The sequence below is a fragment of the Shinella sp. GW821-FHT11G07 genome (genome assembly GCF_058808115.1).
The window spans coordinates 495457-519727 of record NZ_JBXARJ010000003.1 but is presented as its reverse complement, the minus strand read 5'-3'; the positions used below and the strand labels follow the sequence as shown (position 1 = coordinate 519727).

The 24271-nt window shown below is 64.4% G+C and carries 18 protein-coding genes; 5 read left to right on the top strand and 13 right to left on the bottom strand.

The window, feature by feature from the left end:
• Position 1: 1 nt before the first annotated feature.
• The 8 genes from AC1RT2_RS08975 to AC1RT2_RS08940 all read right to left on the bottom strand — a co-directional run bounded on the left by AC1RT2_RS08975 (position 2) and on the right by AC1RT2_RS08940 (position 10075).
• A complete protein-coding gene (locus AC1RT2_RS08975) occupies positions 2-1018 on the bottom strand; it encodes an extracellular solute-binding protein (protein ID WP_493101218.1) in 1017 nt (338 codons plus the stop codon).
• Positions 1019-1044: 26 nt separating this feature from the next.
• Entirely contained in the window at positions 1045-1848 is an 804-nt protein-coding gene (locus tag AC1RT2_RS08970) for an ABC transporter permease (protein WP_493101216.1), read from the bottom strand.
• Positions 1845-2774 (bottom strand): ABC transporter permease, encoded by a 930-nt coding sequence (locus tag AC1RT2_RS08965; protein ID WP_493101214.1) that lies wholly within the window; start codon positions 2772-2774, stop codon positions 1845-1847. The genes AC1RT2_RS08970 and AC1RT2_RS08965 overlap by 4 nt, the downstream gene beginning before the upstream one ends.
• A complete protein-coding gene (locus tag AC1RT2_RS08960) occupies positions 2771-3838 on the bottom strand; it encodes an ABC transporter ATP-binding protein (RefSeq protein WP_493101212.1) in 1068 nt (355 codons plus the stop codon). Before AC1RT2_RS08960 ends, AC1RT2_RS08965 begins: the two co-directional genes overlap by 4 nt.
• Positions 3839-3848: 10 nt before the next feature.
• Positions 3849-5930, bottom strand: coding sequence for an oxidoreductase (locus AC1RT2_RS08955; protein ID WP_493101210.1), 2082 nt, complete (start codon positions 5928-5930; stop codon positions 3849-3851).
• 298 nt (positions 5931-6228) lie between these two features.
• Positions 6229-7710 carry an aldehyde dehydrogenase gene (locus tag AC1RT2_RS08950; RefSeq protein WP_493101208.1) on the bottom strand — a complete coding sequence of 494 codons (1482 nt, stop codon included), beginning with the start codon at positions 7708-7710 and terminating at the stop codon, positions 6229-6231.
• Positions 7707-8666, bottom strand: a complete 960-nt coding sequence (locus AC1RT2_RS08945; RefSeq protein ID WP_493101206.1) for a LysR family transcriptional regulator — start codon at positions 8664-8666, stop codon at positions 7707-7709. The genes AC1RT2_RS08950 and AC1RT2_RS08945 overlap by 4 nt, the downstream gene beginning before the upstream one ends.
• Before the next feature lie 155 nt (positions 8667-8821).
• Entirely contained in the window at positions 8822-10075 is a 1254-nt protein-coding gene (locus AC1RT2_RS08940) for a flavin-containing monooxygenase (RefSeq protein ID WP_493101204.1), read from the bottom strand.
• Positions 10076-10304: 229 nt separating this feature from the next.
• Here AC1RT2_RS08940 and AC1RT2_RS08935 point away from each other — a divergent pair, with 229 nt between their 5' ends.
• A complete protein-coding gene (locus AC1RT2_RS08935) occupies positions 10305-11789 on the top strand; it encodes a glucosamine inositolphosphorylceramide transferase family protein (RefSeq protein WP_493101202.1) in 1485 nt (494 codons plus the stop codon).
• Here AC1RT2_RS08935 and AC1RT2_RS08930 read toward each other — a convergent pair.
• Both AC1RT2_RS08930 and AC1RT2_RS08925 read right to left on the bottom strand, forming a co-directional pair.
• Positions 11702-12859 (bottom strand): glycosyltransferase family 4 protein, encoded by a 1158-nt coding sequence (locus tag AC1RT2_RS08930; protein ID WP_493101200.1) that lies wholly within the window; start codon positions 12857-12859, stop codon positions 11702-11704. The genes AC1RT2_RS08935 and AC1RT2_RS08930 overlap by 88 nt on opposite strands.
• Positions 12856-14244, bottom strand: coding sequence for a lipopolysaccharide biosynthesis protein (locus AC1RT2_RS08925; protein ID WP_493101198.1), 1389 nt, complete (start codon positions 14242-14244; stop codon positions 12856-12858). The genes AC1RT2_RS08930 and AC1RT2_RS08925 overlap by 4 nt, the downstream gene beginning before the upstream one ends.
• A gap of 181 nt (positions 14245-14425) precedes the next feature.
• Between AC1RT2_RS08925 and AC1RT2_RS08920 the strand changes: the two genes are divergently transcribed.
• From AC1RT2_RS08920 to AC1RT2_RS08905, 4 genes are all read left to right on the top strand, one after another.
• Positions 14426-16546: a GumC family protein gene (locus AC1RT2_RS08920; protein ID WP_493101196.1), complete on the top strand. Its 2121-nt coding sequence runs from the start codon at positions 14426-14428 to the stop codon at positions 16544-16546.
• On the top strand, positions 16543-17652 hold the full coding sequence (locus AC1RT2_RS08915) for a glycoside hydrolase family 5 protein (protein WP_493101194.1): 1110 nt from the start codon (positions 16543-16545) through the stop codon (positions 17650-17652). The genes AC1RT2_RS08920 and AC1RT2_RS08915 overlap by 4 nt, the downstream gene beginning before the upstream one ends.
• Before the next feature lie 27 nt (positions 17653-17679).
• Positions 17680-19215, top strand: a complete 1536-nt coding sequence (locus AC1RT2_RS08910) for a hypothetical protein (RefSeq protein ID WP_493101192.1) — start codon at positions 17680-17682, stop codon at positions 19213-19215.
• Positions 19216-19299: 84 nt separating this feature from the next.
• The gene (locus AC1RT2_RS08905) at positions 19300-20133 is read left to right on the top strand and encodes a hypothetical protein (protein ID WP_493101190.1); all 834 of its coding nucleotides are present in this window, start codon (positions 19300-19302) and stop codon (positions 20131-20133) included.
• 6 nt (positions 20134-20139) lie between these two features.
• Here AC1RT2_RS08905 and AC1RT2_RS08900 read toward each other — a convergent pair whose 3' ends face one another.
• The 3 genes from AC1RT2_RS08900 to AC1RT2_RS08890 all read right to left on the bottom strand — a co-directional run bounded on the left by AC1RT2_RS08900 (position 20140) and on the right by AC1RT2_RS08890 (position 24266).
• Positions 20140-21378, bottom strand: coding sequence for an FAD-dependent oxidoreductase (locus AC1RT2_RS08900; RefSeq protein WP_493101188.1), 1239 nt, complete (start codon positions 21376-21378; stop codon positions 20140-20142).
• Complete coding sequence (locus tag AC1RT2_RS08895; RefSeq protein ID WP_493101270.1) at positions 21375-22142, bottom strand: WecB/TagA/CpsF family glycosyltransferase; 768 nt, start codon at positions 22140-22142, stop codon at positions 21375-21377. Before AC1RT2_RS08895 ends, AC1RT2_RS08900 begins: the two co-directional genes overlap by 4 nt.
• 729 nt (positions 22143-22871) lie before the next feature.
• Positions 22872-24266 (bottom strand): amidohydrolase family protein, encoded by a 1395-nt coding sequence (locus AC1RT2_RS08890; protein ID WP_493101186.1) that lies wholly within the window; start codon positions 24264-24266, stop codon positions 22872-22874.
• Positions 24267-24271: the final 5 nt, after the last annotated feature.

The following is a 24271-nucleotide window of genomic DNA, read 5'->3' as shown; positions in this document are numbered from 1 at the left end:
ATTATTGCAGGAGTTGGGTCCAGACGCGGGTCACCAGATCCTGTGCGGCGGCCGAGCAGGTGCGTGAGAAGGTGATCGGCACTTCAGGATAGAGCTCCGGCGCCGTTTCCTTGGTGTTGACGACCTTTTCCTGGATGACCTTCATCGGCGAGGAGTGGGAGTAGAAGTTCATCTGTTCCGTGGCGTTTTCCAAAGTCGACATGAACTCAACGAACTTCACCGCATTGTCGCGGTTCGGCGCACCCTTCGGAACGACGTAGCTGTCCATCCAGCCGACGAGGCCTTCCTTGGTCATGGCAAGGCTGACGGGTGAGCCGGCCTTGCGGGCCCTGAGCGAATCGCCATCCCACCAGAAATGCGCCGAGACTTCGCCGGAGGCGAGGCGGCTTGCGATATTGTCAGAGGAATAGGCGGCGACCGACGGCTTCTGCGCCATCAGAAGATCCAGCACCTTCTTCATCTCCGCCTGGTCCTCCGAGCAGAAGGGCACGCCGAGATAGAGCTGGGCGGCGCCGATCACCTCGTCAGGATAGGACAAGAGGGCGATCTTGCCCTTCAGTTCGCCATCCGGCTCGAAGAAATATTTAAAACTGTCGGTCGGGCCCTTGTATTGCTCTGTGTTCACCACGAAACCGGCGGTGCCATAGGCGAGCGGGATCGAATAGTCCTGCGTCTCGTCCCACCACTGATTGCGCCATTTCTGCTCGATGTTCTCGAAGGCCTTCAACTTGCTGGCCCCGAAATTCTCGATGATGCCCTGGTCGATCATCACGCGCAGAAAGTGCTGCGAAGGCGTGGCGATGTCATAGCCGGAGGAGCCGGCCTGCAGCTTGGTCAGCAGGTCCTCGTTCGAGGTGAAGCTGTCGACATTCACCTTGACGTCGTTCTCCTTGGAGAATTTTTCGATCAGCGCCGGGGAGATGGATTCGGCCCAGGCGTAGATGTTCAATTGCCCCTCCGCCTGCGCGGCGGTGGCAAAGCAGAGTGCGAGGGCTGTGGCTGCAAAGTACGTCTTCATTTTATGTTCCTCTCTTTGATTATGGTTCAGGCATTGTCACGGACGCCGCGCGCAGCGACGAGAAGCGCTGCAGTGGCCAGGATGAGCGAGGCAAGGATCAGCAGCGTCGCGATGGCGTTCAGCTCAGGCGAGGTGCCGGCGCGGATCAGCGAGAAGATGTAGACGGGCAACGTCGTCGAGCCGCCGGTCGACAGCAGGTTCGAGGTGATGAAGTCGTCCATCGAGATCAGGAAGGCGAGCATGGCGCCGGAAAAGACGCCCGGAAAGATCAAGGGCAGCGTCACGCGGCGAAACGTCGTCCAGCGGTCGGCATAGAGGTCGGCGCTCGCCTCTTCGAGATCGAGCGACATGCCTTGCAGGCGCGCGCGGATCGGCAGGAAGGCGAAGGGCGTGCAGAAGGCGGAATGGGCGATGGTCAGCCGCAGCATGCCGTTCTGCACGTCGATGAGCGAGAACAGGATGAGGGTGGCGACGGCCAGCACGATTTCCGGCAACAGCAGCGGCAGATTGACCACCGTCTCCGAAAGCTTGCGGAAGCGCACATTCTTGCCGCGGATGATGGCGAGTGCGGCGGAGAGCGCGATCAGCGTGGAGACGACGGTCGCGATCGCCGCCACGATCAGCGACGTCTCCAGCGCGCTCATCAGCGCCGCATTGTTGAGCGCCGAGCCGTACCATTGCAGGGAAAACCCCGTCCACACACCGGCAACCCGGTTGGCATTGAACGAATAGACCACGATCACCGCAAGTGGCGCGTAGAGATAGACGAAGAAGAGGGCCGTGAACGGGCCGAGGCCGGGATAGTGCTTGACGTCGTGGCGGGTGCTCATGGCAGGGCCTCCCGACGGGCGGCGCGCAGCGCGGTAAAGATCAGGAAGACCATGACGAGCGCCATCAAGGCCATGGCGATGGCCGCGCCGAAGGGCCAGTTGCGGCCGCCGCCGAATTGCAGCTGGATCAGCGAACCCATCATCATCTGCTTGCCGCCGCCCATCAGCGTCGGCTCCAGCACCGCCCCAAGCGCCGGCACGAAGACGAGGATGGCGCCAGCGACGATACCGGGTGCTGTCAGCGGCAGGATGACCCGACGTAGCGTCACCCAGCGATTGCCGTAGAGATCGTGCGAGGCCTCGATCAGCGTGCCGTCGAGCTTTTCGATGGAGGCGAAGACCGGCAGCACCATTAGCGGCATGGCGGTGTAGACCATCGCCGTCAGCGTCGCGCCGTCGTTGAACATGAAACTCATGCCGGCGGGAAAACCGAGCGTTTCCAGCAGGCGCGGCAGCGTGCCGTCCTTGCCGAGAATGATCATCCAGGCATAGACGCGCAGGATCATCGAGACCCAGAAAGGCAGCGTCACCAGATAGACGAGGATCGCCTTGCGACCCGGCGGCTGGCGCGAGATGAAATAGGCAACCGGCACGGCGAAGACGAGGCAGATCAGCGTGGTCGCGCCGGCGAGCGCGAAGGTGCGGACGATGATCAGCAGATACTGCGGGGTGAATTCCAGCTCGCCCGTCCAGCCCTCGTTGAACAGGATCTGGCGATAGCCGGCGAGGTTGACGTCCCAGGCGAAGCCGCCATGGGCGCCGCGCGTGGCGAGCGAAACGGCGGCGATGATGAAGATGGGCAGGATGAGCGCAAAACCCATCAGCAGCCATGAGGGCAGCAACCCCCAGAAGGAAAGGTCATGCCAGAAACGGGCGCGCGGGGCGCAGTCCGTTCCGGCGGGGGCGTGGAGGGCGGTATCGCTCATGCCGCAAGCACCCGCGCCGAGCCCGCGACGAAGCCCACCGGAACGGTCGCGCCGAGCGCGATCGTATCCCCCTCGCGGGACGCATTGCGGCGGGAGGCGCGCAGCTCCGTGCCGGCAACGTCCAGCGTGTAATGGGTATAGCCGCCCATATAGTTCTTGTTGGTGATCCGGCCCTCGAAGATGATGCCCTGCGCCTGGTCGCCGAGGTTGATCTTTTCCGGGCGCACCGAGAGCGTCGCGCGCCCCTTGGCGGCATGGCCGGTGGAGGGCACGGTGAGCGCCACGCCGAAGGGTGTGCGGATGGTCGCCTGTCCACCGGTGGCTTCCAGCACCTCGACGTCGAGAAAATTCGTCTCGCCGACGAAATCGGCGACGAAGCGGTTGACCGGCTCCTCGTAGATTTCCGTTGGCGTGCCGATCTGCTGTACGTCGCCACCGCCGAGCACGGCGATGCGGTCCGACATGTCGAGCGCCTCTTCCTGATCGTGCGTGACGAAGACGAAGGTGATGCCGGTGTCGCGCTGGAGCGTGCGCAGCTCGTCGCGCATCGCCTGCCGGAGCTTCAGGTCGAGCGCCGAGAGCGGCTCGTCGAGCAGCAGAACCTCCGGTTCCGGCGCCAGCGCGCGGGCCAATGCAATGCGCTGGCGCTGGCCGCCGGAAAGCTGGGCCGGCTTGCGCTTGGCCATCGCGCCCATATGCACGCGCTCCAGCATCTCGCCGACGCGGTTTTTGATGCGCACCGTTTCCCAGCCGAGGTTTTCCAGCCCGTAGGCGACGTTCTGCTCCAGCGTCATGTGCGGGAACAGCGCATAGCTCTGGAACACCGTGTTGACGCGCCGCTTGTGCGGCGGGATGGCGACGACCTCCTCACTGTTGAGCAGGATCGAGCCCGAGTCCGGGCTTTCGAAGCCGGCGAGCATGCGCAGTAGCGTAGTCTTGCCGCAGCCCGACGGGCCGAGCATCGTGAAGAACTCGTTGTTGCCGATGTCGAAGCTGACGGATTTCAGCGCCTGATAGGCCCCGAAGCTCTTCGAGACCGATTTCACTTCGATGGCCTTGTTCATCCGTCTCTCCTCACGCCGGCTCGAGTTGGGTGACTTCGCGGCGGAAGGGCAGGGCATCGCCGATATCCGGCGTGTCGAGTTCCCGTGCGTAGCGGTGGCCGGCATAGGTTGCCCAGGCGATTGGCGCGGGGGCTTCCGCATCGCCGATGATTTTTACGCTTTTGATCCCCGCATCCGCCCAGTCGCTTTGGCGTGCGAGAAGATCATTGTAGAGCGCATCTTCCGAAAGCCGCGAGGCAACCATGACAACCGCATCGCAACCGATCACGTTGCGCCGGCCGGTATAGCTGCAGTTGGTCTCGACCTCGCCGGCGCGGATGGCGGTGACGCCGCGGTTCAGGCGGATGTCGACGCCGAGATCGTCGAGGCGCACATGGATGGCGCCCTGTTCCAGCGTGTTGCGCGTCCAGTCGGACACATAGGCCGATGGGGTGACGAGAATGACCTTGGCGCCGGCCTTCGCCATCACCTCGGCCATGACGCCGCCCATGTAGTAGTGGTCGTCGTCATAGACCACGACGGTCTTGCCGGCGAGGGTTTCGCCATGCGCCTTTGCCATGATGTCGTCCGGCGTGAAGACGGTCATCGCCGGATCGATCGGCATGGGCACGACATGCTGGCGGGCGACACCGTCGCGGCGCCAGTGCGAGCCGGTGGCGATGGCGACATGCTCGAAACCGAAGGCAAGCACATCCTCGGCGGTCAGCCGGCTGTCGAAATAGGTTTCCACATTGGTGCGCTGGGAAATCTGGTACTGGCGGTAATCGACAACGCGGCCCCAGGCCGAAAGGCCGGGCAGCAGGCGTTCGCGCGCCACGCGGCCGCCGAGCGTCGTGGTGGCCTCGGCGAGCGTCACGTCATAACCACGCACGGAGAGCGCGCGGGTGGCTTCCAGGCCGGCCGGGCCGGCGCCGACGACGAGAATCGTCTGGCTGTCGCCCTTCGCATTCATGCGTTCCGGGTGCCATCCCTTGCGCCACTCTTCCATGAAGGTCGGGTTCTGCGTGCAGCGGCTGATCGACATGGTCATGTCGCCGGTAATGCACATGTTGCAGCCGATGCATTCGCGGATATCCTCGATGCGGCCTTCCTCGATCTTCTTCGGCAGGAAGGGATCGGCAATCGAGGGACGGGCACAGCCGATGAAATCGAGCACGCCCTGGCGGATCATGCGCGCCATCACGTCCGGCGAGGTGAAACGGCCGACGCCGACGACAGGCCGGGTGGAGAGTTCGCGGATACCCTTGACCAGCAGTTCCTGCGCGCCTTCCTCTTTGAAACGCGAGGGGCCGGAACAGTCTTCCCAGGCGCCGTGCGCCAGGTCCCAGAGGTCCGGCAGGTCGGCGTTCATCTCGACGAATTCGCGCACTTCGGCATTGGAGAAGCCGAGTTCGCCGATCGTCTCGTCGAGGCTGACGCGCATGGTGATCGCCGTCGTGTCGCCAACGGCGTCGCGGATATCGGCGACGACTTCACGGGCGAAGCGCGAGCGGTTTTCGAGGCTTCCACCGTATTCATCGGTGCGCTGGTTGGTGGCGCGCGAGAGAAAGTGCTGGAAGATCCCGAACCCGTGCGCGCCGTAAAGACAGATCAGGTCGAAGCCGGCGATCTTCGAGCGTTTCGCCGCGTTGACGAACCAGCGGCGCAGGTCCTTGATCTCCGCCTTGTCGAGCGCGCGGGCCTGCACCGGATCGTTGGTGAAGGTGCGGATCGGCAGCGCCGAGGGCGCGAGTGGCACTTCCTTGGTATAAAAGTTCGGGCCGTTGATGCCGGAATAGGCAAGCTGAATGCCGGCCAATGCGCCGTGCACTTTCATGGCGTCGGACATGCGGCGAAGGCCCGGAATGTCCTTGTCTTCCCACAGACGCAGCTCGATGAAGGGCGTGATTTCCGAGGTGTGGTGCATCTCGGTCTGCTCGGTGAAGATGACCCCCCAGCCACCTTCCGACTTGATGCCGCGCATGGCGGCAGCCGCGGATGGATCGCGATAGCCGCCGCCGTTGCAATGCGGCACCTGGTAGAACCGGTTCTTCGCGACGTGCGGGCCGATCGCAACAGGTTCGAACAGGATATCGTATTTGGCGTCACGCATGGCAGTCCTCGGAGTTTCTGGGTCTATAGGATTGGGCAACGGGCTTCCGGTAAATGACGCGTTCCGGAAACATGGATTAGGTTCAGACTAATCAGAGTTCGCCGTGTGGCAGTGCGTGATTTCAATCTGAGCGCGAAGGTGCGGCCGTCATCTGACGGTCGAGAAATTCTCGTTTATTTTCAGCTGGTTGTGAAGGGTCGAACACCGATCCCCGTTCGCGCAAGAGGGCGCATAAGGGGACCGGCGCTGTCGATGGTTGAAATCCGGGCGATGCGGTGTCACCGGAGCGGGCAGGTGCCTAGTATTTCACCCACACGGTTTTGAGCGCGCAGTACTTGTCGAAGCTGTGAATCGACAGGTCGCGGCCGAAACCCGACTGTTTCATGCCGCCGAACGGCGTCATGGCCGACAGCGCATCGACTGTGTTGACCGAGACCGTGCCGGCATTTAGCCGGTCGGAAACGGAAAGCGCCCGCGACAGATCCCGCGTCCAGACCGAGGCGGCGAGGCCGTATTCGTTGTCGTTGGCGATCCGCAGCGCCTCCTCGTCGCTGTCGAATGGCGTGATGGCGAGCACGGGGCCGAAGATTTCTTCCCGCGCGATGCGGGCGTCCGGCGCAACCTCGTTGAAGATCGTCGGCTGGATGTAGCAATCCGACCCGTCCCGCGTCTCGCGTGCGCCGCCATGCGCCAGCCGGGCTTCCGAGCGGCCGATCTCGATGTAATCAGCCACGCGGTCGGCATGCGCTTTCTCGACCAGCGGACCCATGCGGGTGGCAGGGTCGAGCGGATCGCCAAGCGGCCAGGCGGCCGTTGCCGCAATCAGCTTTGCGGTGAATTCTTCCTGCACGGAGCGGTGCACCAGCAGGCGGGAGTTGGCGGAACAAACCTCGCCGGAGTTGAACAGGATGCCGAAGGCCGCCATCTCGGCCGCTTTGTCGAGGTCGGCATCAGCAAAGACGAGGCTCGGCGACTTGCCGCCCGTCTCCAGCCAGACCTGCTTCATGTTGCTCTGCCCGGCATAGGTCATGAAGAGTTTGCCGACCTTGGTCGAGCCGGTGAACACCAGCGCATCGACATCCGGATGCAGGCCGAGCGCCCGGCCGGCATCCTCGCCGAAGCCGGGCACGACGTTGAGCACGCCATCCGGCAGTCCGGCCTCGGAGGCGAGTTCGGCCAGCATGAGGGCGGAGAGCGGCGATTGTTCCGCCGGCTTCAGCACGACAGAATTGCCGGTGGCGAGCGCCGGTGCGAGCTTCCACGTCGCCATGTCGAGCGGGAAATTCCACGGCACGACGGCGCCGATGACGCCGAGCGGCACGCGGCGGATGAGCGCGAGGTCGCCACGGCCGGTGGGGGCGATCTCATCGTAGAGCTTGTCGATCGCCTCGGCATGCCACTGGAAGAAATGCGCCGAGCCGGGCGCATCGATGGTCGAGCTGTCGCTGATCGGCTTGCCGACGTCGAGGGTTTCGAGAAGCGCCAGTTCCGGGATGTTTTCGCGGATGAGGGCTGCGAGGCGCAGCAGCACCTCCTTGCGTTCGGCCGGTGACTTGCCCGACCAGCGGCCGTCGTTGAAGGCGCGGCGGGCGGAGGCGACGGCGGCGTCGATATCTTCCGCAGTGCCGCGGGCCACGTCCGTCAACACCTGCGCATTGGCAGGATTGATGGTTTCAAACCGCCCGCCCTTCGCCGCATCGCGGAACCGGCCGTCAATATAGACGCCGCTGCGAAATTTCAGGTTTTTGGCGCGGGCGCGCCAGTCGATGGTCGTGGTCATGAAATGCCTTTCTGTTCTGAATGGGCGTCGGCGGAAACCGGCAGGTCCATGACCATGTCGCCGATCTTTTCGCCGCAGAAATCGATGAAGCGCCGCACGGTGAGTGCCGGGCTGGCGCCGCTCATGGCGAGGATGCCCATGCGCATGGGGCGCAGGTTGCCGGTCAGCGGCACGAAGGAGAGCCTGCCACCATCCAGCGCATAGGTGGAGACGGGTCTGATATTGGCGATGGAATAGCCGAAGCGATTGGCGACCATGGCGCGCATGACGGACATATCCCGCGTGCGCTCGACGATATGCGGCGCGAGGCCCGCATCGCGAAAAAGCGAGACGAAGTAGGCCGAACTGTGCGGCAGGTCGAGCAGGATCATCGGGTGCGGCGCGAGGTCCTGGATCGTCACCTCGGAGCGCCCCGCCAGCGGGTGATCCTCGTGCAGCACTGCATAGGGCGGCAGGACCGCCAGCTCATGGAAGGCGATGTCGGCGGGAATGTCGAGGTCGTAGGAAAGCGCGATGTCGAAGCGCGCCATGCGCAACCCTTCGAGAATGCGCGCCTGGTCGCGCTCGTACTGGAAGAAATCGACGTCCGGATATTCATCGGAAAAGGCGCGGCGCAGCGCCGGGATGACGGCCTGGGCGAAGGTGACGAGACAGGCGACATGCAGCGGCCCGCGCACCTGCCCGGTCAGCTCATTCGAAAGCGCGTTGAGCTTGGCCGCTTCGCCGAGAATCTGCCGCGCCTGATCGACAAAACTGCGCCCCGCCTGCGACAGCGAAAGCCCGTGCGCGTGGCGGCGCACGAAAAGGGTGATGCCGAACTCCTTTTCGAGCTGCGAGATCGCCGCCGAGACCGAAGGGGCGGACACATTCACCCGTTCGGCAGCCTCCGTCACGGAGCCGTATTCGCCGACCGCGACGAGATATTCCAGTTGCCGGAGCGTGAAGCGCAAGACCATGTCTGTTCCCCTGTTCAGGCCCCAATTAAGGAACAGATTTGCGCGCGCGGAAAGGGCGCCGTCCTCAAGGCTGTGGACGAGCCGGTCGTCACGGGGATCTGGGTCTCGGATCATGGCACGTTTGCTTCCTCCCGGCGGGCAACATGCAACGCCGCTCAGGATGCTGCGGCTGCGGTGTCAGTCGTCTGCGCACTGCGATGGTCGGCGATGTAGCCGGCGAGGTAATCCGCATCGTGCCAGCAGCCCCAGATGAAGGAGGAGGCCCGGCGCGACAGCCAGGGCAGGCCGACGAAGAACAGGCCGGGCACCTTGGAAACGCCGCGCTCATGCACCGGCCGGCCCTTTTCGTCGAGGGCATCGAGCTTCAGCCAAGCGTAGTCCACCGCATAACCCGTCGCCCAGATGATGGAGGTAATGCCGGCTTCTTTCACGTTCAGCGCGAGGATCGGATCGGTCACGCAGGCCGGGTCCGCTTCCTTTCGGCGGGCTTCCGGTTCTTCCGGAAGGTCGAGATTGTTCTTCGCGGCATAGTCGTCGGCGCGGTCGAGCAAGGAGAGGTGGTTGGCGTCACCCCGCGCGATGTTCTCGGCAAGGTCCGGCGCGATCTGCAGGACGCCATCCTTGAAGGTTTCCGCCCGGCCGAGCAGCGTCATGCCGCGATTGCCGAGACGGCGGAAATCGACGGTGTTGCCGCCATAGGCACCGCTGACGGCAATGGTGACATGTTCGGTGTTCGGCGCCGGAACCTTGAGATCCCAGATGCCGAGCACGCCGAGCCACCAGCAGAAATCCTTGCCACGATAGCGCCGGGGCGGCCGGTCGTGCGGGCCGATGGAGAGATAGACGCGTTTTCCCGCGCGCAGCAGTTCGTCGGCGATCTGCGTGCCAGAGGATCCGGCGCCAACGACCAGCACGGCACCCTCGGGCAACTGGCCTGGATTGCGGTAGGTATTGGAGTGGATTTGCACGAGGCCTTCCTCATCAGGCACGACGGTCGGCATGATCGGGCGCTGGAAGGCGCCGGTGGCGGAGACCACGTTCTTCGCCTCGATCAAACCTTCTGAGGTTTCGACATGGAAGGTATCGCCGTCCTTACGCACACTTCTTACCTCAACACCGGTGCGGATTGGCGCGTCGATCTTCTCCGCATAGGCCACGAAATAGTCGGCAACCTGCTCCTTCGGCGCGAAGGCATCGTCCTCGATATCGAAGGTCATACCGGGAAAGCGGTCGTGCCAGGCGGGACCGTTGGCGACGAGGCTGTCCCAGCGCGCGGTGCGCCAGCTTTCGGCGATACGGCTCTTTTCGAGCACCAGATGGGAAATGCCGCGCTTGCCGAGATGTTCGCTCATCGCCACACCGGCCTGGCCGGCGCCGATCACCAGCGTATCCACTTTTTCCACTGCCATGCCGGCTTCCCTCGTGTTTTCCCGACCTACAGCCTTCGCGGCCGCTCTCTGGCGAAAGATGTAGAGGAAGCCGGAAATCGCCGACATGAGCGTTTGGTTCAGCGTTGATTAGGGTGCCGCTAAGTGCCGGGGACGCGGGCGGCGTTCTGGCGTGGTGGCTTGAGAGCAATGTCGTTATTTCTCCCTTAATGCGTGCACTATAAAATTACTCCCCTAATGGGGGTGTTTCATGCTGCCAATCGACGTCGTTGTTCCCCGGCGCGGCTCGCGCGTCTGGCAGGCACAAATCATCAGCCGGCTCGATATGGGCAATGACGATGTGGCTGTGTTGCATGCGCCGCCGGCAACGCCGTGGCCAATCGGTGTGAACAGCATTCTCGGCCTGGAGCGCCGGCTGTTCCGGCGCTTCGACAGGGCACTGGCGTCGCCGGCGGCGGAGATTCCCGCCCGCATGCGAGCGCGTGCACCCGCGCTTCGGCTGGACCTCTCCGGCAATGCCCCACCTTCGAATATCCCGACCATCACGCTTCGGTTCGATCGCGCCAACGCTGATCTCGCTGTCGCAAGAGCGGTTGCCATGGGCGAACTGCTGGTGCTCGAAGCTATCCTGGACGGCAGGACCATTGTGGGGCGTGCCCTTCCGATGGTTGACAGACGGGAAGCGGCGTCGCTCGGGGTCGAGGATGTGTTTGCCCGGGCAGTCACCCTCATTCTCTCGGTCGTGCGCGCATTCGCGGAAGGCCGGCTCGAAGACATGGGAACCGTGTCGAGCGCATCCGACGACAGCGGCGAAGGATTTCTCGCAGCCTATCTTTCCCGGGCTCTACCCCGTCTCGGTAGAGAAGCACTCCGGCGTGTCCGGTATCGCCAGGCCCATTGGCGGGTGGGCTATCGGTTCATCGATGGGCCGGGTGTCGCGGAAACGGGGCGGCTTGGGACTGGATGGGCTGTGCTGCCGGACGCGGGTGACCGCTTCTATGCCGATCCCTTCGCCGTCCACTGGCAAGGCCAGCCCTTTCTCTTCGTGGAGGACTACGTGCACGCCGTCGGCAAGGCGGTGATTTCCGTCGTGCCGTTCACGGACGATCGGACGCCGCTCACGCCGCGGGTCGTTCTGGAGGAACCGCACCACCTCTCGTACCCGCAGGTTTTCGAGCGCGACGGAACTCTCTGGATGCTGCCGGAAGCCAGTGCCAGCGGCCGGCTTACCCTCTACCAGGCCGCGGAGTTTCCGGACAAATGGCTGCCGGCGGCAACGCTGGTCGAAGGGGAAATCTCCGACGCGACGCTGCTCGATCACGGTGATTTGCTCTGGCTCTTCGCCACACGCCGCGATGGTTATGGCAGCACGTCCGATACGATGGTGGTCTTCGAAGCGGCGACGCTGCTCGGTCCCTGGCGGGAGCATGCCGCAAACCCCATCCTGATCGATCGTCGCCGGGCGCGTCCCGGCGGCGCCTTCATCCGCGGCCGGGAGGGGCGTCTCCTGCTGCCGGTTCAGGACGGCACGCTCGGTTATGGCGGCGGGCTTGGCCTATCCGAACTGATCAGGCTCGATGCGACCACCGTGCACCTGTCCGACCCGCGCCCCATTCTAGCCGATGGTGATTGGCCCTATCCGCAAATTCACACGCTCAACCGTTCGGCATCGCTCGAGGTGATCGACGGCATCGCCGCCGTCCCCAAGCGATCGGAAAGAAGCAGGACTTCGTAGGCGGCGCACATTGCCGCCGGAGAATATTGCGCCCGCAACTGGCGTCCTGCCGCCGCAAGGCTGGCGGCAAGCGTTGGCGTCGCCAGGATTTCAGCGAGCCCCCCGGCAATTCCCTCCGCGTCCGGTCGCACGAACAACGCAGCCGGTGCGCCATCCATTGTCGTGAGCACTTCACGCAGCACGTCGAGATCGCTCGCCACAAGGGGCAGGCCCGCAATCGCCGCCTCGACGGCGGCGAGGCCGAACGTTTCCGTCAGAGAGGAAAACACATAGGCATCGCCGGCAGCGAGGAACGCGAAGATGCGCTCCGGTGGCACCTCGCTGACGAGGTGCAAGCGGCCCGAAACACCCAGTTGCTCGGCGCAGGCCAGAAGCGCCTCCCGCTCCGGCCCCGTGCCGGCGATGGCTAGGTGGATATCCGGAATTCTGGCCAACGCGCCGACCAGTGCTACCTGGTTCTTCGAAGCCGCCAGGCGGCCGGACGTCACGGCGATCCAGCCATCGGATGGCAGGCCGAACGCTGCTCGCGCCGCAGCCTTGTCGTGATCGTCGGCGGGAGCAGCGACACCGTGATCGATGCGTCGGAGACGCCGCCGGTAGGCGTGCGGGAACTTGCCGAACTGCGTCGCGGTCCAGGCCGAGTTGACGACATTGACATGGTAAAGACCGACCGTGCCCATCCATTTGTCGACCTGCGTAAGCAGGCCCCGCACACCGCGCGCCTGTGGAGCCCCGCTCTGGTTGGCGACGATCGTCCGCACGCCGGCGAGGCGGGCGCCGAGCGTTCCAAACAGGTTGCCGTAGTGCTGGAATGACAGAACGGCGTCCGGCCGCGCCTTGCGAAGATAGCGCACCAGGCCGATGACGGCGCGGACCTGCCCGGCCAGCCCTTTCGGCGGTGCATCGAGAATGAAATCGGCGAAGGGATCGCGGTCGTAGACCTCGGTCTTGCGATAGAGGAAGACGGTGCGCACGGTATGGCCGCGGGCGCGAAGACCGTCACCCACCATGTCCGAAACGCGCTGCGCTCCCCCGGCTTCGGCCTGTGTCTGCACCTGGATGATTTTCATGCGCGACCTTTCAGGACGGTTCGCACGGTCGTCGCATCCGGTCCCGTAAAAAAACCGAGGATCGAAGGGTCGATGCCGAGCCGGCGGCGGGCGATGGTCACGCCCGTGACGCACCACGCCATCAGGGTGCCTGCAATGCCCAGCGCAGCGCCGATAGGGCCGATGCCGTAGGTGAGAAGCGCGGTCAGAGCGAGCCCGGCCGAATTGACGACGATCAGGGTTCGGAAAAGCGCCCGTTGCAGGCCGGTCAGTTGCAGGAGGAGTTCGGTCGGCCCGCAGGCCGTGCCGACGAGGGCGCCGATACCGAGAATGACCAGCACCGCATGAATGGTGTCCGTCGCGTAGGCCGGTTGGAAGATGGCCAGGATCGGTTTGCCGAAGACGATGAAGATCGCCAGCATGAGAAGGGCGGTGGCAAAGCCGCCGATGGCGGTCAGGCCGGTTATGCGCTGCACATGCTGGCGGTCGCCCCGGTAGAAACTGCTGGAAATCTGCGGTGCAATCGCCTGGTTGATGCCGGTGAGGGCGAGGATGGCAAGGCGCATGATGCGGTCGGCGACGAAGATCGCACCGGCCGCTTCCGGGCCGAGGATGACCGCGACGAGCAATGTGCTCGCCTGGCTGAGCGCCGGCGGCAGGGCGGTGACGCCCCAGAGGCCAAAGGTCACGCTCATGAATTCCGCCTTCTGCGCGGCGCTGAGCGGCCCGCGCGCTGCGCCAAACGTGTCACGCAGCAGGACGATGGTCTGCGGCAGGACGCAGGCGAACAGCAGCAGGGCGGTGAGATAGGTCGCCGCGACGGCGCTCATGCCGGTGGCGAGAAGGGCAGCCGCAGCGAACGCCGCAATTCCTGTGACGCGCCAGAAGATGTCACGCGGCAGCAGGCCGCTGAACAGCGCGTTCTTGGCGCGCAAGGCACAGGAGGTGAATTCCGACCAGCCGAGTGCGAAGGCCAGCACGGCGGTGGCAAGGCATAGTGGCCGCCATTCCGGCACGTCCGGGGCGAGGGGAAGGAACGCAATCGCACCGACGAGAAGGCTGGAGAGGACGAGCCCGGCCAATGCCACCAGCATGGCGCGCGCCATGAGGGCATTGGCGGCTGGCTGGTCGTCGCTGCCGGCATATTGCGGCCAGAAGCGCAGCACCACGGCATGCTGACCGATCAGCGAGAAGAAGGACACCAGGCTCGCGCCGGCATAGGCCGTGCTGTAAAGGCCGAATTGCCGCTCGTCGGTCACCATGGCTGCCGCTGCCAGCATCAGGAAGGACAGGCCGGCACTGGCGAGCTTGATGACGCCCGCCGCAACGCCGTTCCGTGCCAGCACGCCAATCGGCAGCCTGGCACCCGGCCCTGCCCGTCGACTGCTTTCGTTCCTGCGCGCCATGACGCTCGGCTCCCGATTTGACCATCCCCAGATACGCCAAAACGGGGCAACTGCGCCACGAGAAACTCGCGTAATGGTTACTTTCAGAAAGTGAAATGATGCTTATGGTGGAATTTTAACGAAGAGCTAACGCTGATTGCCGATAGTTCCAGGCACAACCGCAGGGACAGAGACGGCGGAAATGGCAGCGCAGCAGATCGAAAAAAGCAGCTTTCCGCCCCTGTTCGACGTGGGCGCCGTCTGGCGGACGCTCTGGCAGCGCCGGCTGACGGTGCTGGCGAGCGTCGGTGTCGCCGTCTTGCTGGCAATCGCCTATCTCGCGGTGACGAAACCGACCTACACCGCGACGGCATCGATCCTGATCGACCCGCGCGATGCACGGTCCACGCGTTTCGAGAGCGTCCTGCCCGGCATTGGCCCGGACAGCGCAGCCGTTGCAAGCCAGGTTTTCGTGATCGAATCGCGTGACCTGCTGATGGCGGTGTTCGAAAGCGAAGGCCTCGCCGACGACCCGGAATTCACCGATGGCGGCTTGCTGTCGTTCCTCGGCTCGGGCGGAGCCGGCAAGGATACGGTCTTCAAGCGGTTCGAGAAACGCGTCTCCGTGGAGCGGGCGGGACTGACCTATGTCATCGAGGTCAGCATGAAATCCGAGTCGGCGGACAAAGCTGCGCGGATCGCCAATGCCATTGTCGACTACTACAAGGCGGGTCTTGCGGGAGACCGCGAAAACGCCAACAGCGATGTCAGCGCCCTGCTTGCCGACCGGGTGGGTTCGCTGCAGAAGAACGTCGCCGAGGCCGAGCGCGCCACGGGCGATTTCAAGGTGCGGCACGGGCTTCTCGATGCGGCGGCCGGCGGCACCCTGCAATCTCAGATCGACCAGGTGACCGCGCAAGTGATCGCGGCGCGCGCGGGTGCCGATCAGGCAAAGGACAAATACGACCAGGCACTGGCGGCAGGCGCCTCGCCGGCCGGTCTCGCCCGGCTGTCGCAGATCGTCTCCTCCGACGCGATCGACACCTTGCGCACCGACTACAACCAGCGCGCGGCCGCACTTGCCAGCGCGGAAACGGTCTATCAGTCGCGCCACCCGACGATCCGCCGGCTGCGCTCCGAGCTGGAAAAGACCGCCGGCCTGATGGGCACCGAGGCCGGCCGCATCAAACAGGAGCTGAACGCGAAATACGACCTCTCCACGCAGACGGTCGCGGCACTCGAGGCCAAGCTCGAAACCTTGCGCGAAACGTCCCGCACTGCCGACGCCGCGCGGGTGGAGCTGCGGCGGCTTGAGGCGACGGCGCAGGCGGCCCGCACCGTGCTCGACGATGTCCTGAAGCGGGCGGAGGAAACGTCGCAGATGCGCGGGCTCCAGCTCTCCGAGGCGAAGGTGATCGGTTTCGCCGCCCCGCCAGTGCAGCCCACCTGGCCGACGCCGCTGCTGCTCCTGCCGGTCAGCGCCGCTCTTGGGCTCCTCGTTGGCGCCGGCATTGCCGTGGCGCGGGGGCCGGTCGAGAGGGGCGAGCGCGATCCCGGCCCCGACCCTGACGAAGCGGCGATAACGCCCTTGGCCAGCCGCCGCGTCCCGGCGCGGTCCGAGGTCGTCCCGATCAGTCTTGGCCGCTACGAATTGCCGGGATTGGCGAGTGCCGGCGCATCGTCGCGCATCCGCGCCATGCGGCGGCGGTTTCTCCAGCGCGGCGGCGAGGCCTTTTCGCAGGAAACGCTCAAACTCGTCCGGCGCATCCTCGCGCTCTTGACCGAACATGCCCCGCCCTATGTGCTGCTCGTCTCCCCGCTGCGAAACGCGCCCGACGCCAAACTGGCTGGCGCGATGATCGGCATCGGCCTGCAGCAGGCCGGCCAGAACGTGCTGGTGGTCGAACTGAGCGGCGCGCCGCGCCCCGGCCAGCCCGATGCGGCCCCGGAGCTTGGCGCGGGCGTGTTCATCAACGGCGCGAGCGGCCTGCCGACACTCGTTCGCGCATTCGACGGCGGCAAGGGACGTCGAGAGCCTTTCGTTCTCGGCGCGGGCCTTGCGGATGCCGGCGACTATGATTTCGTGCTCCTGCTTGGGCCGTCGCTTGCGGATGCGGATTGGGATGCCGCGCTGTTTCCGGATGTCGAGCGCATGCTCTTCGTGCTCGATGCCGCGGACGACGTGGCGGAAGCAAACGGCCTGCTGCACCAGCGTCTCGGCAATGAGGGCGCGGCGCGAAGCGCGACGCTCGTGCTTGACGCCGAGCGCGCTGCGGGCGCGGCGAACGATGCCGTTGTTCGATGGCGCAGGAGCGCGCGGTGAAGCCGGCCGGCGCGGTCTCGCGGCGGAAGGCGCTCGCGCTTGCAGGTGCGGCCGTGCTGGCCACGGCCTTGCCGTCGCGACCGATTCTGGCGCAATCCCGATCTCTTCCGTCCCGCGGCATCAACATACCGGGATGGCTCGATCGGGAAGACGGGCTGGCTCCGGCCGATGGCGTGTTGGACACGCTGTTTCACCATGGATTCAGGACCGTCCGGCTGCCGGTCGATTGCGGCGGTGTGCTTTCCGAAAACGGGGCCGGGTTGCGGGATATCCGGGAGGCCGTTTCGGCGCTCGCCGACCGGGGCTTTGCCGTCCTCGTGGACATGCATCCCGCCGCCGATCTTCATGCGCTCTTTCTTCAAGATACGGCAGCGGCCGGCGAGCGCGTGCTGCGCGGATGGGAAAGCTTGCGCGCCGTCATTGCCGACCTGCCGGCCGACAGGGTCTATCCCGAGCTTTTGAACGAGCCGCCGATGGAAAACACGGCCTGGCTGGCCCTCCGGGATCGCCTTGCGCAAACCGTCCGCAGCACCTGCCCCGACCATACCCTTATCTGGGGACCGGCACCGGACCAGGGCATCTGGCAGCTCGATGCCACGCCGCCGCTCTCCGATGACAACCAGATCGCTTCGGTGCATTTTTACGCACCCATGGCCTTCACCCACCAATGCCAGAGCTGGGGCACATCGCCGCTTGCACGCATCTCCGGTCTGCCGTTTCCGGCCACGCGGGAAACGGCGACTGTCCACGCGCGCCTTGCAGCCCTTCGTGCGTCCGGCGACGAAGAAGCCGCCGCCCTGGTGGAAGAGCAATTGGCGACGCCCTGGACGGAGGCTTCTGTCCGTGCGGTGTTCGAGCAGGCCGCGCGCTGGTCGGAACGATCCGGTTGCCCGGTGATGCTCAACGAGTTCGGTGTGCTGGATTTCTGTGTCGATGCACAAAGCCGCATGGCCTGGACACGCGCCGTGCGCAAGGCGGCCGAAACGAGCGGCATCGGCTGGGCCTATTGGGAGCTCGACCAGGGTTTCGGCCTCATGGAAAACCGCCTGGATGCTGGCGGGTTCGATACGGCCATGCTCGATGCGCTGTTCGGCGAGGGGGACTGACATGGCATCCGGAAAGCGGTGGCGCAGATGACGGACGCGGCGCTGACACGGCCATCGGGGAGTGCAACACGTTCCGACGCGCTGTTTCATCTCGCCGTCGCCTTCCTCGCCATCATCACATCCGTCGCCGCTTTCGCAGTGTGGACACCGTTCGGCTTTGCCGCGACCTTTCTCCTGATGATCGTCCTCACGGTCTCCCTGCCGGCTGGTATTCCGGTGGTCATCGCCTGCGCCTTCCTGTTCCAGAACCTGGTGGTCGCCTGGTTCACCCCCTTCGTGCCGGATGACACCACGTTCGACGCGCTGCGCGGCGCCAATTTCGTCATCCTGATGACCGCCTCCGGCCTGTTCGCAGCGGCTTCCCTGCAGGCCCGCGTCCGCGTGTTCCAGGAGCTGCGGCCGTGGCTGCAATTCAGCTTCCTGCTCTGCGGCGTGATTGGCGTCTACCTGCTGCTTGGCGCCGTGCGCGGCGGGCCGAAGGATGCCATCATCTATTTCCGCAACACGATCACGCCGGTCGCCTGCTTCCACATCGCCATCCTTGCCGCCAGCCTTTACCGGATCGACCTGCGCGCCTGCATGATCTGCCTCTGCACCGTGGCCGTCGGGTATGGTTATCTCGAGCAGATTTTCCAGATGGATTTTCTCGGCCTGTTCCATGGCGATCTGTATATCCAGCGTGGCCTCAAGGAACAGATCGAGGCAGGCGTCTGGGAGAAGGCGTTGCGGGAGACCGGATTCGTGCTGCGCGGCCTCGAAGACACCATGACGGCGACCTTCTTCAATACGGCCTTCTTCGGCGATGCCTTGCCCCGCATCTTCCGCAACGGCGGGCCGAATTTCCATCCGATCAGCTATGCCTACGCGCTCAGCCTGTTGTCCTCCTGGCTGCTCTTTCGCGGGCGCTGGCTGTTGCCGCTGGCGGCCTTTCCCATCCTTCTCGTCATCGGCTCCAAGGGTGCTGCCTTCCTGCTGATGGTCGCGCTGGCGAGCCGCCTGTTCTATCGCCCATCCCGTGCCAGGCTGACACTGGCGGGTGTCGTCCTGCTTGCCGCAACGTGGACGGTGGCGGCCACCGTCTATGGCGCAAGGCATGGCGACTATCACGTACTCGGCCTGATCGCCGGGGTCCGGGAATTTCTCGCCAACCCGCTGGGGCAGGGGCTCGGCATCGGTGGCAATCTGTCGAGCACCAGCGTCAACCTTGATTGGGACAGGGCGCAGGGCGAGGGGGCGGCGGCTGTGCCCGTTGAAAGCGCCGTCGGCGTCATGCTCTACCAGATGGGCGTCGGCAGCTTCATGTTCTTCGGCTTCCTGGCAGCCCTTGCCACGACGGCCGGCAGGCGGCTGCTGGAAACGGACAATCCGGACTTCCTGTTCGCCTTCGTGGCGATCGTGACGATTTCGGCAAATGCCGTTCTGCAGGAAGAGGCCTTTTTCTCGCCCCTGGCTCTCGGTTTCTGTCTGCTGCTGGTCGGCGTTTCGCTTGGCACCCAGATCCGGGAGAAGCACGCGAAGGGTGAAGGGAACAAAAGAATACACAATTTTAAAGAGTGTGTGTGAGTATTAAACTCCTATAATTGCAAATTGGAGCCCGCTATGAGCGCGTTGGGTGCCCTACCGGAAGGCCTTACCTGCAGGCCGATTATGCAAGCAGATTGGCAGGCGGTCATCGATTGCCTCGGCCGGGGCTTTCCCGAACGCCCGAGAAAACACTGGGACGAGGCGTTGGCCCGCATGGCGCGGCGCCGGCCGGTCGGGGATTTTCCGCAATACGGCTATGTTCTGGACAGCGCCGGCCGCATCGTCGGCGTCATGCTGACGCTTTATTTTCCGGCACTCGGGCAGGGCGATGCCGTGCGTTGCAATCTCTCGAGCTGGGCTGTCGACGAGGATTTTCGTTCCTATGCCCTCAAGCTGGTCATGACGGCGATGCGGCGCAAGGAGGTGACCTATCTCAGCATCACGCCCGCGCCCGTCACGCTGAAGGTAACGGAAGCCCTGCGTTTCAAGCGGTTCGCCGACGGCCAACTCGCCTTCCTGCCGATACTCAGCTCCACCGGCAAGCCTGTGCAGGTCGTCGAAGCGCGGCCGGACGCGCCGGAACTTGCACTGTTGCCGCAGGACGAGCAGGAGATGCTGCTGCAGCATGCAGCGATGGGGTGCCGTGCGCTCATCTGCATCCGCGACGGGCTGGCCTCTCCCTTCGTTTTCAAGACGCGGCGGGTGCTGAAAGGCCTCGTGCCGTGCAGTCAGGTCATCTATTGCCGTTCCCATGCCGACCTCAGCCAGCATGCCGGCGCGCTTGGCCGTCATCTGTTGCGCAAGGGCCAGTTGATCTGCCTCGTCGATTCCAATGGCCCGGTGACGGGGCTTGTCGGGCGCTACTTTGCCGAGATTGGGCCAAAATATTTCAAGGGTCCGAACCCGCCATCACCAGGCGATCTGGCCTTCACCGAGTTCGTCGTCTTCGGTTCCTGAAGGCGGTCAGACGGCCGATGGCACGTTGTGCCTCGACTGCGACCCCCAGAGTTGGCGCAGCCTGCCGACAAGAGCCGGGCTCAGCCGGTCGATCCCGTTCAGCACGCGGCGGAGCGCGAAATGGTATTGCCGGCGCAGCCGCCACTCCATCTCCGTCCCGATTGTCAGGCGGCGGCGGAAGTCTGCCATTGCAAGCGCATAGGCGTCCATCCTCCGCTTTTCGGCGTCGTCGTAGAAGGCCGCAAGGTCGGCGGCCGTCATCACATTATGGCCTGTCCAGCGAGGGATGTAGCTGCCACACAACCGCTCCACGTCGGTCAGAAGACGGGCGACACCCGTTCCGGTCGCCGGGCAGGTGGTCTGGAACGCATCGCCGATAAGCACGACGCCGTCCTGCCGATAATTTTCGGCGACAGCGATGTCGGTGATCCAGCTGTCGACCGGGCCCTCGACCTCGAAGTCGCCGATGGCCCCGGCAAGTCCCGGGAAGGCGGCGCCCAGCGTCTCCTTCGGCCGCTCACGCAGCGCCCGGACCCAGGAATCGCCGCGGTCGCGATAGACGAAGAGGTTGGCCCGCGTCGCGCCGGCGACCGGAAACAGGCTGAGATAGTCGATCCCGTCGGACACCCGCTCGCCATACAAGGTCACCGCCGTATGCCTGAAACCACCGGCACCCGTCGGGCAGAGGTTGAAGCCGAAAGCAACCGACTGGCGTGGCCGGATGATCCGGCGCGATATGCCGAGGTCGCGCCGCAGGGTATCGCCCGTTCCCGTTGCGAGAACCAGGAGCCGCGCGGTCACCTCCTCATGGCCGACGATCGCGATTCGCTGCCGTCGCGCGCCGGCTTTCACCTCGCGCACCTGGCCCTGAACGAAGCGGACGCCTTGCGGCATCTCGGTCCGGATCGCCTCGATGAGATCGTGGTAGAGGATGCCGAAATGCCGGGCATGTGTGCGGTCCACCACCTGCCCCCGGCGCATGTTGACGGTCTCGTCGTAGGATACCGCCCTTGCGGCGATGGCTGCAGAAAGACCGATGCGTTTAAAGACCTCGATCTCCCCAGGGCCGAGCTTTTCACTGCGGAAGGTTCGGGGAAAATTGCGATGGCGGTCGATCAGCGTGACGGCATGGCCGGCGCGTCCCAGCAGATAGGCGGCGAGCGTGCCGGCGAGCCCGCCGCCCACGACGGCGATCTCCGCGCCCGGCTTGGTGTTTTCGGGTTTGGCCGTGTGTTCGCTGCTCATTTGGAGTACCTCAGGATAGCGTAGAGGGCGCGTGGATTGGTCGTCAGGTAGCGCCAGAACAGCCGGCGCGGCTCCATCAGCATGCGCCAGAACCATTCGAAGCCGGCCTGCTGCATCCACAGCGGCGCCCGCGGCACCTTTGCGGTGAGATGGTCGAAGAGCCCGCCGGCGGTCTTGACCACGCCGACATTGCCGAGCCGATCGCCAAAATCGCGCATGAAAATCTGCTCGCGCGGCACGCCAAGCCCGAGCCACAGGATATCCGGTGCCAGCACGTTGATTTCGTCGATCTTCGCCGCGAGCGCCAGGCCGGTGAGGTAGCCGTGACAATGGCCGACAAGGGTGAGTGCGGGATAAAGCTGCCGGACGATCGCGGCGGCCCGCATGTTTTGCGCCTCCGTCGCGCCGAGCAGGTAAAACGTTACGCCCTCCCTTTCCGCAAGCCGGGCGACGTCGTGGAAGAGATCGGTGGTGGCGACGCGCTCGGGCAGCTTTTGCCGGCACAGCCACCGGGAGGCAAAAACCAGCGGCTGGCCATCGGCAAGGATCTGGTCGGCCTCGCGGAACAGGCCGGCAATGGCCCGGTCCGAATTCACCCGGGCGATGACCTCTCCGTTCGCCGAGGTGAAATAGAGCGGGCGGCCGTGGCGGCGGTGCCGGCGCGCCGCGGCGATCATCAGGGCAGCGGCGCGCGCCCGGTCGACCGCGGCGATCGTCAACCCTCCAAGCTGGGCCTGCGGCACGGCCGGAAGCGTGTGCGGCAGGGGCGGTCCGCCCTCCGGTCTAACGCAATTTTCCGGCTGCCAGTCAGGATGCCTGTTCCCAGAAGCCAGTGAAGATGCGGTGTCTCCAGCTGTTTCGGAATATGCCCTGTCGGATTTTGGCCAAACTCTACCAATAAGTGTGTTTGCCGAGTCGGGTTTTCCGTAAAAATTCTTGTCGGTATCTGGCATGATACGTCACCTCCGGTTGAGGTAATGTATTTTATACCACCTATGGAGTTAAGAAGATCGTGAATATCTGGTTAACTGCTAAAATTTTAATAGTATTTTAACGAAGAAGACTTGTTGAGAGGCTGTACGACTGAAGAAGCGTTTAGAGGATTTAATGTATAAATATCAATAAATTTTGAGGACATGCATTCACCTGTCATGCAGGCTTCGCGGTTTGTTGCGTAGCACGGTGATGCAATTTTTCGTAGGATTACCACCTATGAGGTTACTTGTTTTGTGCAGCCACTACAGGGGGAATTTTGAGGTGAGGAAACAGGGTCCAAGGAAAGGCGGAGCTTCAGAGCGAGGCTTCCATGCAGCCGAAATCTTCCTATAGTTGTGTATTTGCGTGGTCAAAATATAGGTGAGATGCACTGCTGGGGCGGTCCAGGTTGTGCTGTGCCGTTTGGGCGCAGGGGCGGCCGTGACCTGGCAACCGCGTAAAACAAAACGGCGGCCGCGAGGACACGGCCGCCGTCACAGAATTCGGTCGACGATGGATCAGGCCTTGCCGACGCCGCCGGAGACCAGGCGTCCCTTGTGGAAGGTCGCATTACGGGCGGAGACGCGGGCGACGGCTTCGGCCGAGCAGCTGGCGCTGGTCAGCGAGAAGCCGGCCTCGTCGCCGGCCTTCGGCCAGGCGCGGTTGCCGTCCTTGTCGAGCGGCAGGATGCCGCCGGTGGAGATGGCGAGCGAGCGGGACAGGTGGTACTCGTCCGAGCCGCGATAGAGCTGGGCATAGAGATAGGCCTTTTCCAGCATGTCGCCGCTGCCGAAGGGCGACCAGTGGTCGATCACGCTGTCGGTGCCGGTCATGATGAAGACGCCCTTTTCGGTGAGCTTCGGCAGCGGCATCATCAGGCCGCCGATCGGCACTGTCGAGGCGATTGTCATTCCGTTTGCGGCAAGCCGTCCGGCCGTCTCGTCCAATTGCTCGGGCGAGAGCGTCGTCAGCGCGAAGGCGTGGCTGATCGTCACCTTGCCTTTGAGCGCCGGGTTTTTCTCTACCGTGTCGATCATGTAGTTGACCGCCGCGACACCCGCCGGGCTCGTCTCATGCAGGTGGATGTCGACGCCCTTGCCGGTATCGAGCGCGATCTGGAACATCGCGTCGAGCGACTTTTCCATGGCGCTGTCGACATTGGTCGGGTCGAGGCCGCCGATATATTCGACGCCCATCTGCATGGCTTCGCGCATCAGCCCGTCGACTTTGGAATGCAAGAGGCCGTGCTGCGGGAAGGCGACGATCTCGCAGACGAAGTCCTGCCTGTGCTTTTCCAGTGCGATCTTCAGGTGTTCTAGGCTTTTGAGGCCGCTCACCGGGTCGATGTTGCAATGGCTGCGGGCAACCGTGCTGCCCTTGGATTGCACGAGGGCGATCAGCCCCTCGGCGCGCTCGACGGAGGTCGGCAGCAACTTCGGAAGCAGCTTTTCCTCCAGCGCGATCATATCCATGATCGTCTTGCCCTGGCGCGGCCGCGGTGCCTGCCACGGACCGCCGTAAAACGTCTTGTCGAGATGGATGTGCATGTCGCGCATGGTGGGCAGCGCGAGCTGGCCGTTCGCCTGATAGCTCGGCAGGCCGGTGGGCAAGGTAGCGCCGGCCGCATGCAGCGCGGCGATCTTGCCGTCCTTGATTTCCAGCGTGTAGAGCGCCGTGCGCGTGGCGACGATGACATCGCCGTCCTTCTCGAAACCTTCCTCCAGCCGAACGTCGGCGAGCAGGTAATGGCTGTCCTTCACGGATGTCACCGTGGCATCCTCCTCGCAAGCCGTGGTCTGGGCGGCCGCCTCATGGCTCATGCCGGTGAGGCCAGCGACGGCGGCGGCGGTGGTCAATTGGCCGGTGCGGCTCAGAAAGGCCCGGCGGCTCTGCGATACGGCGTGCTGCAACATCGTTT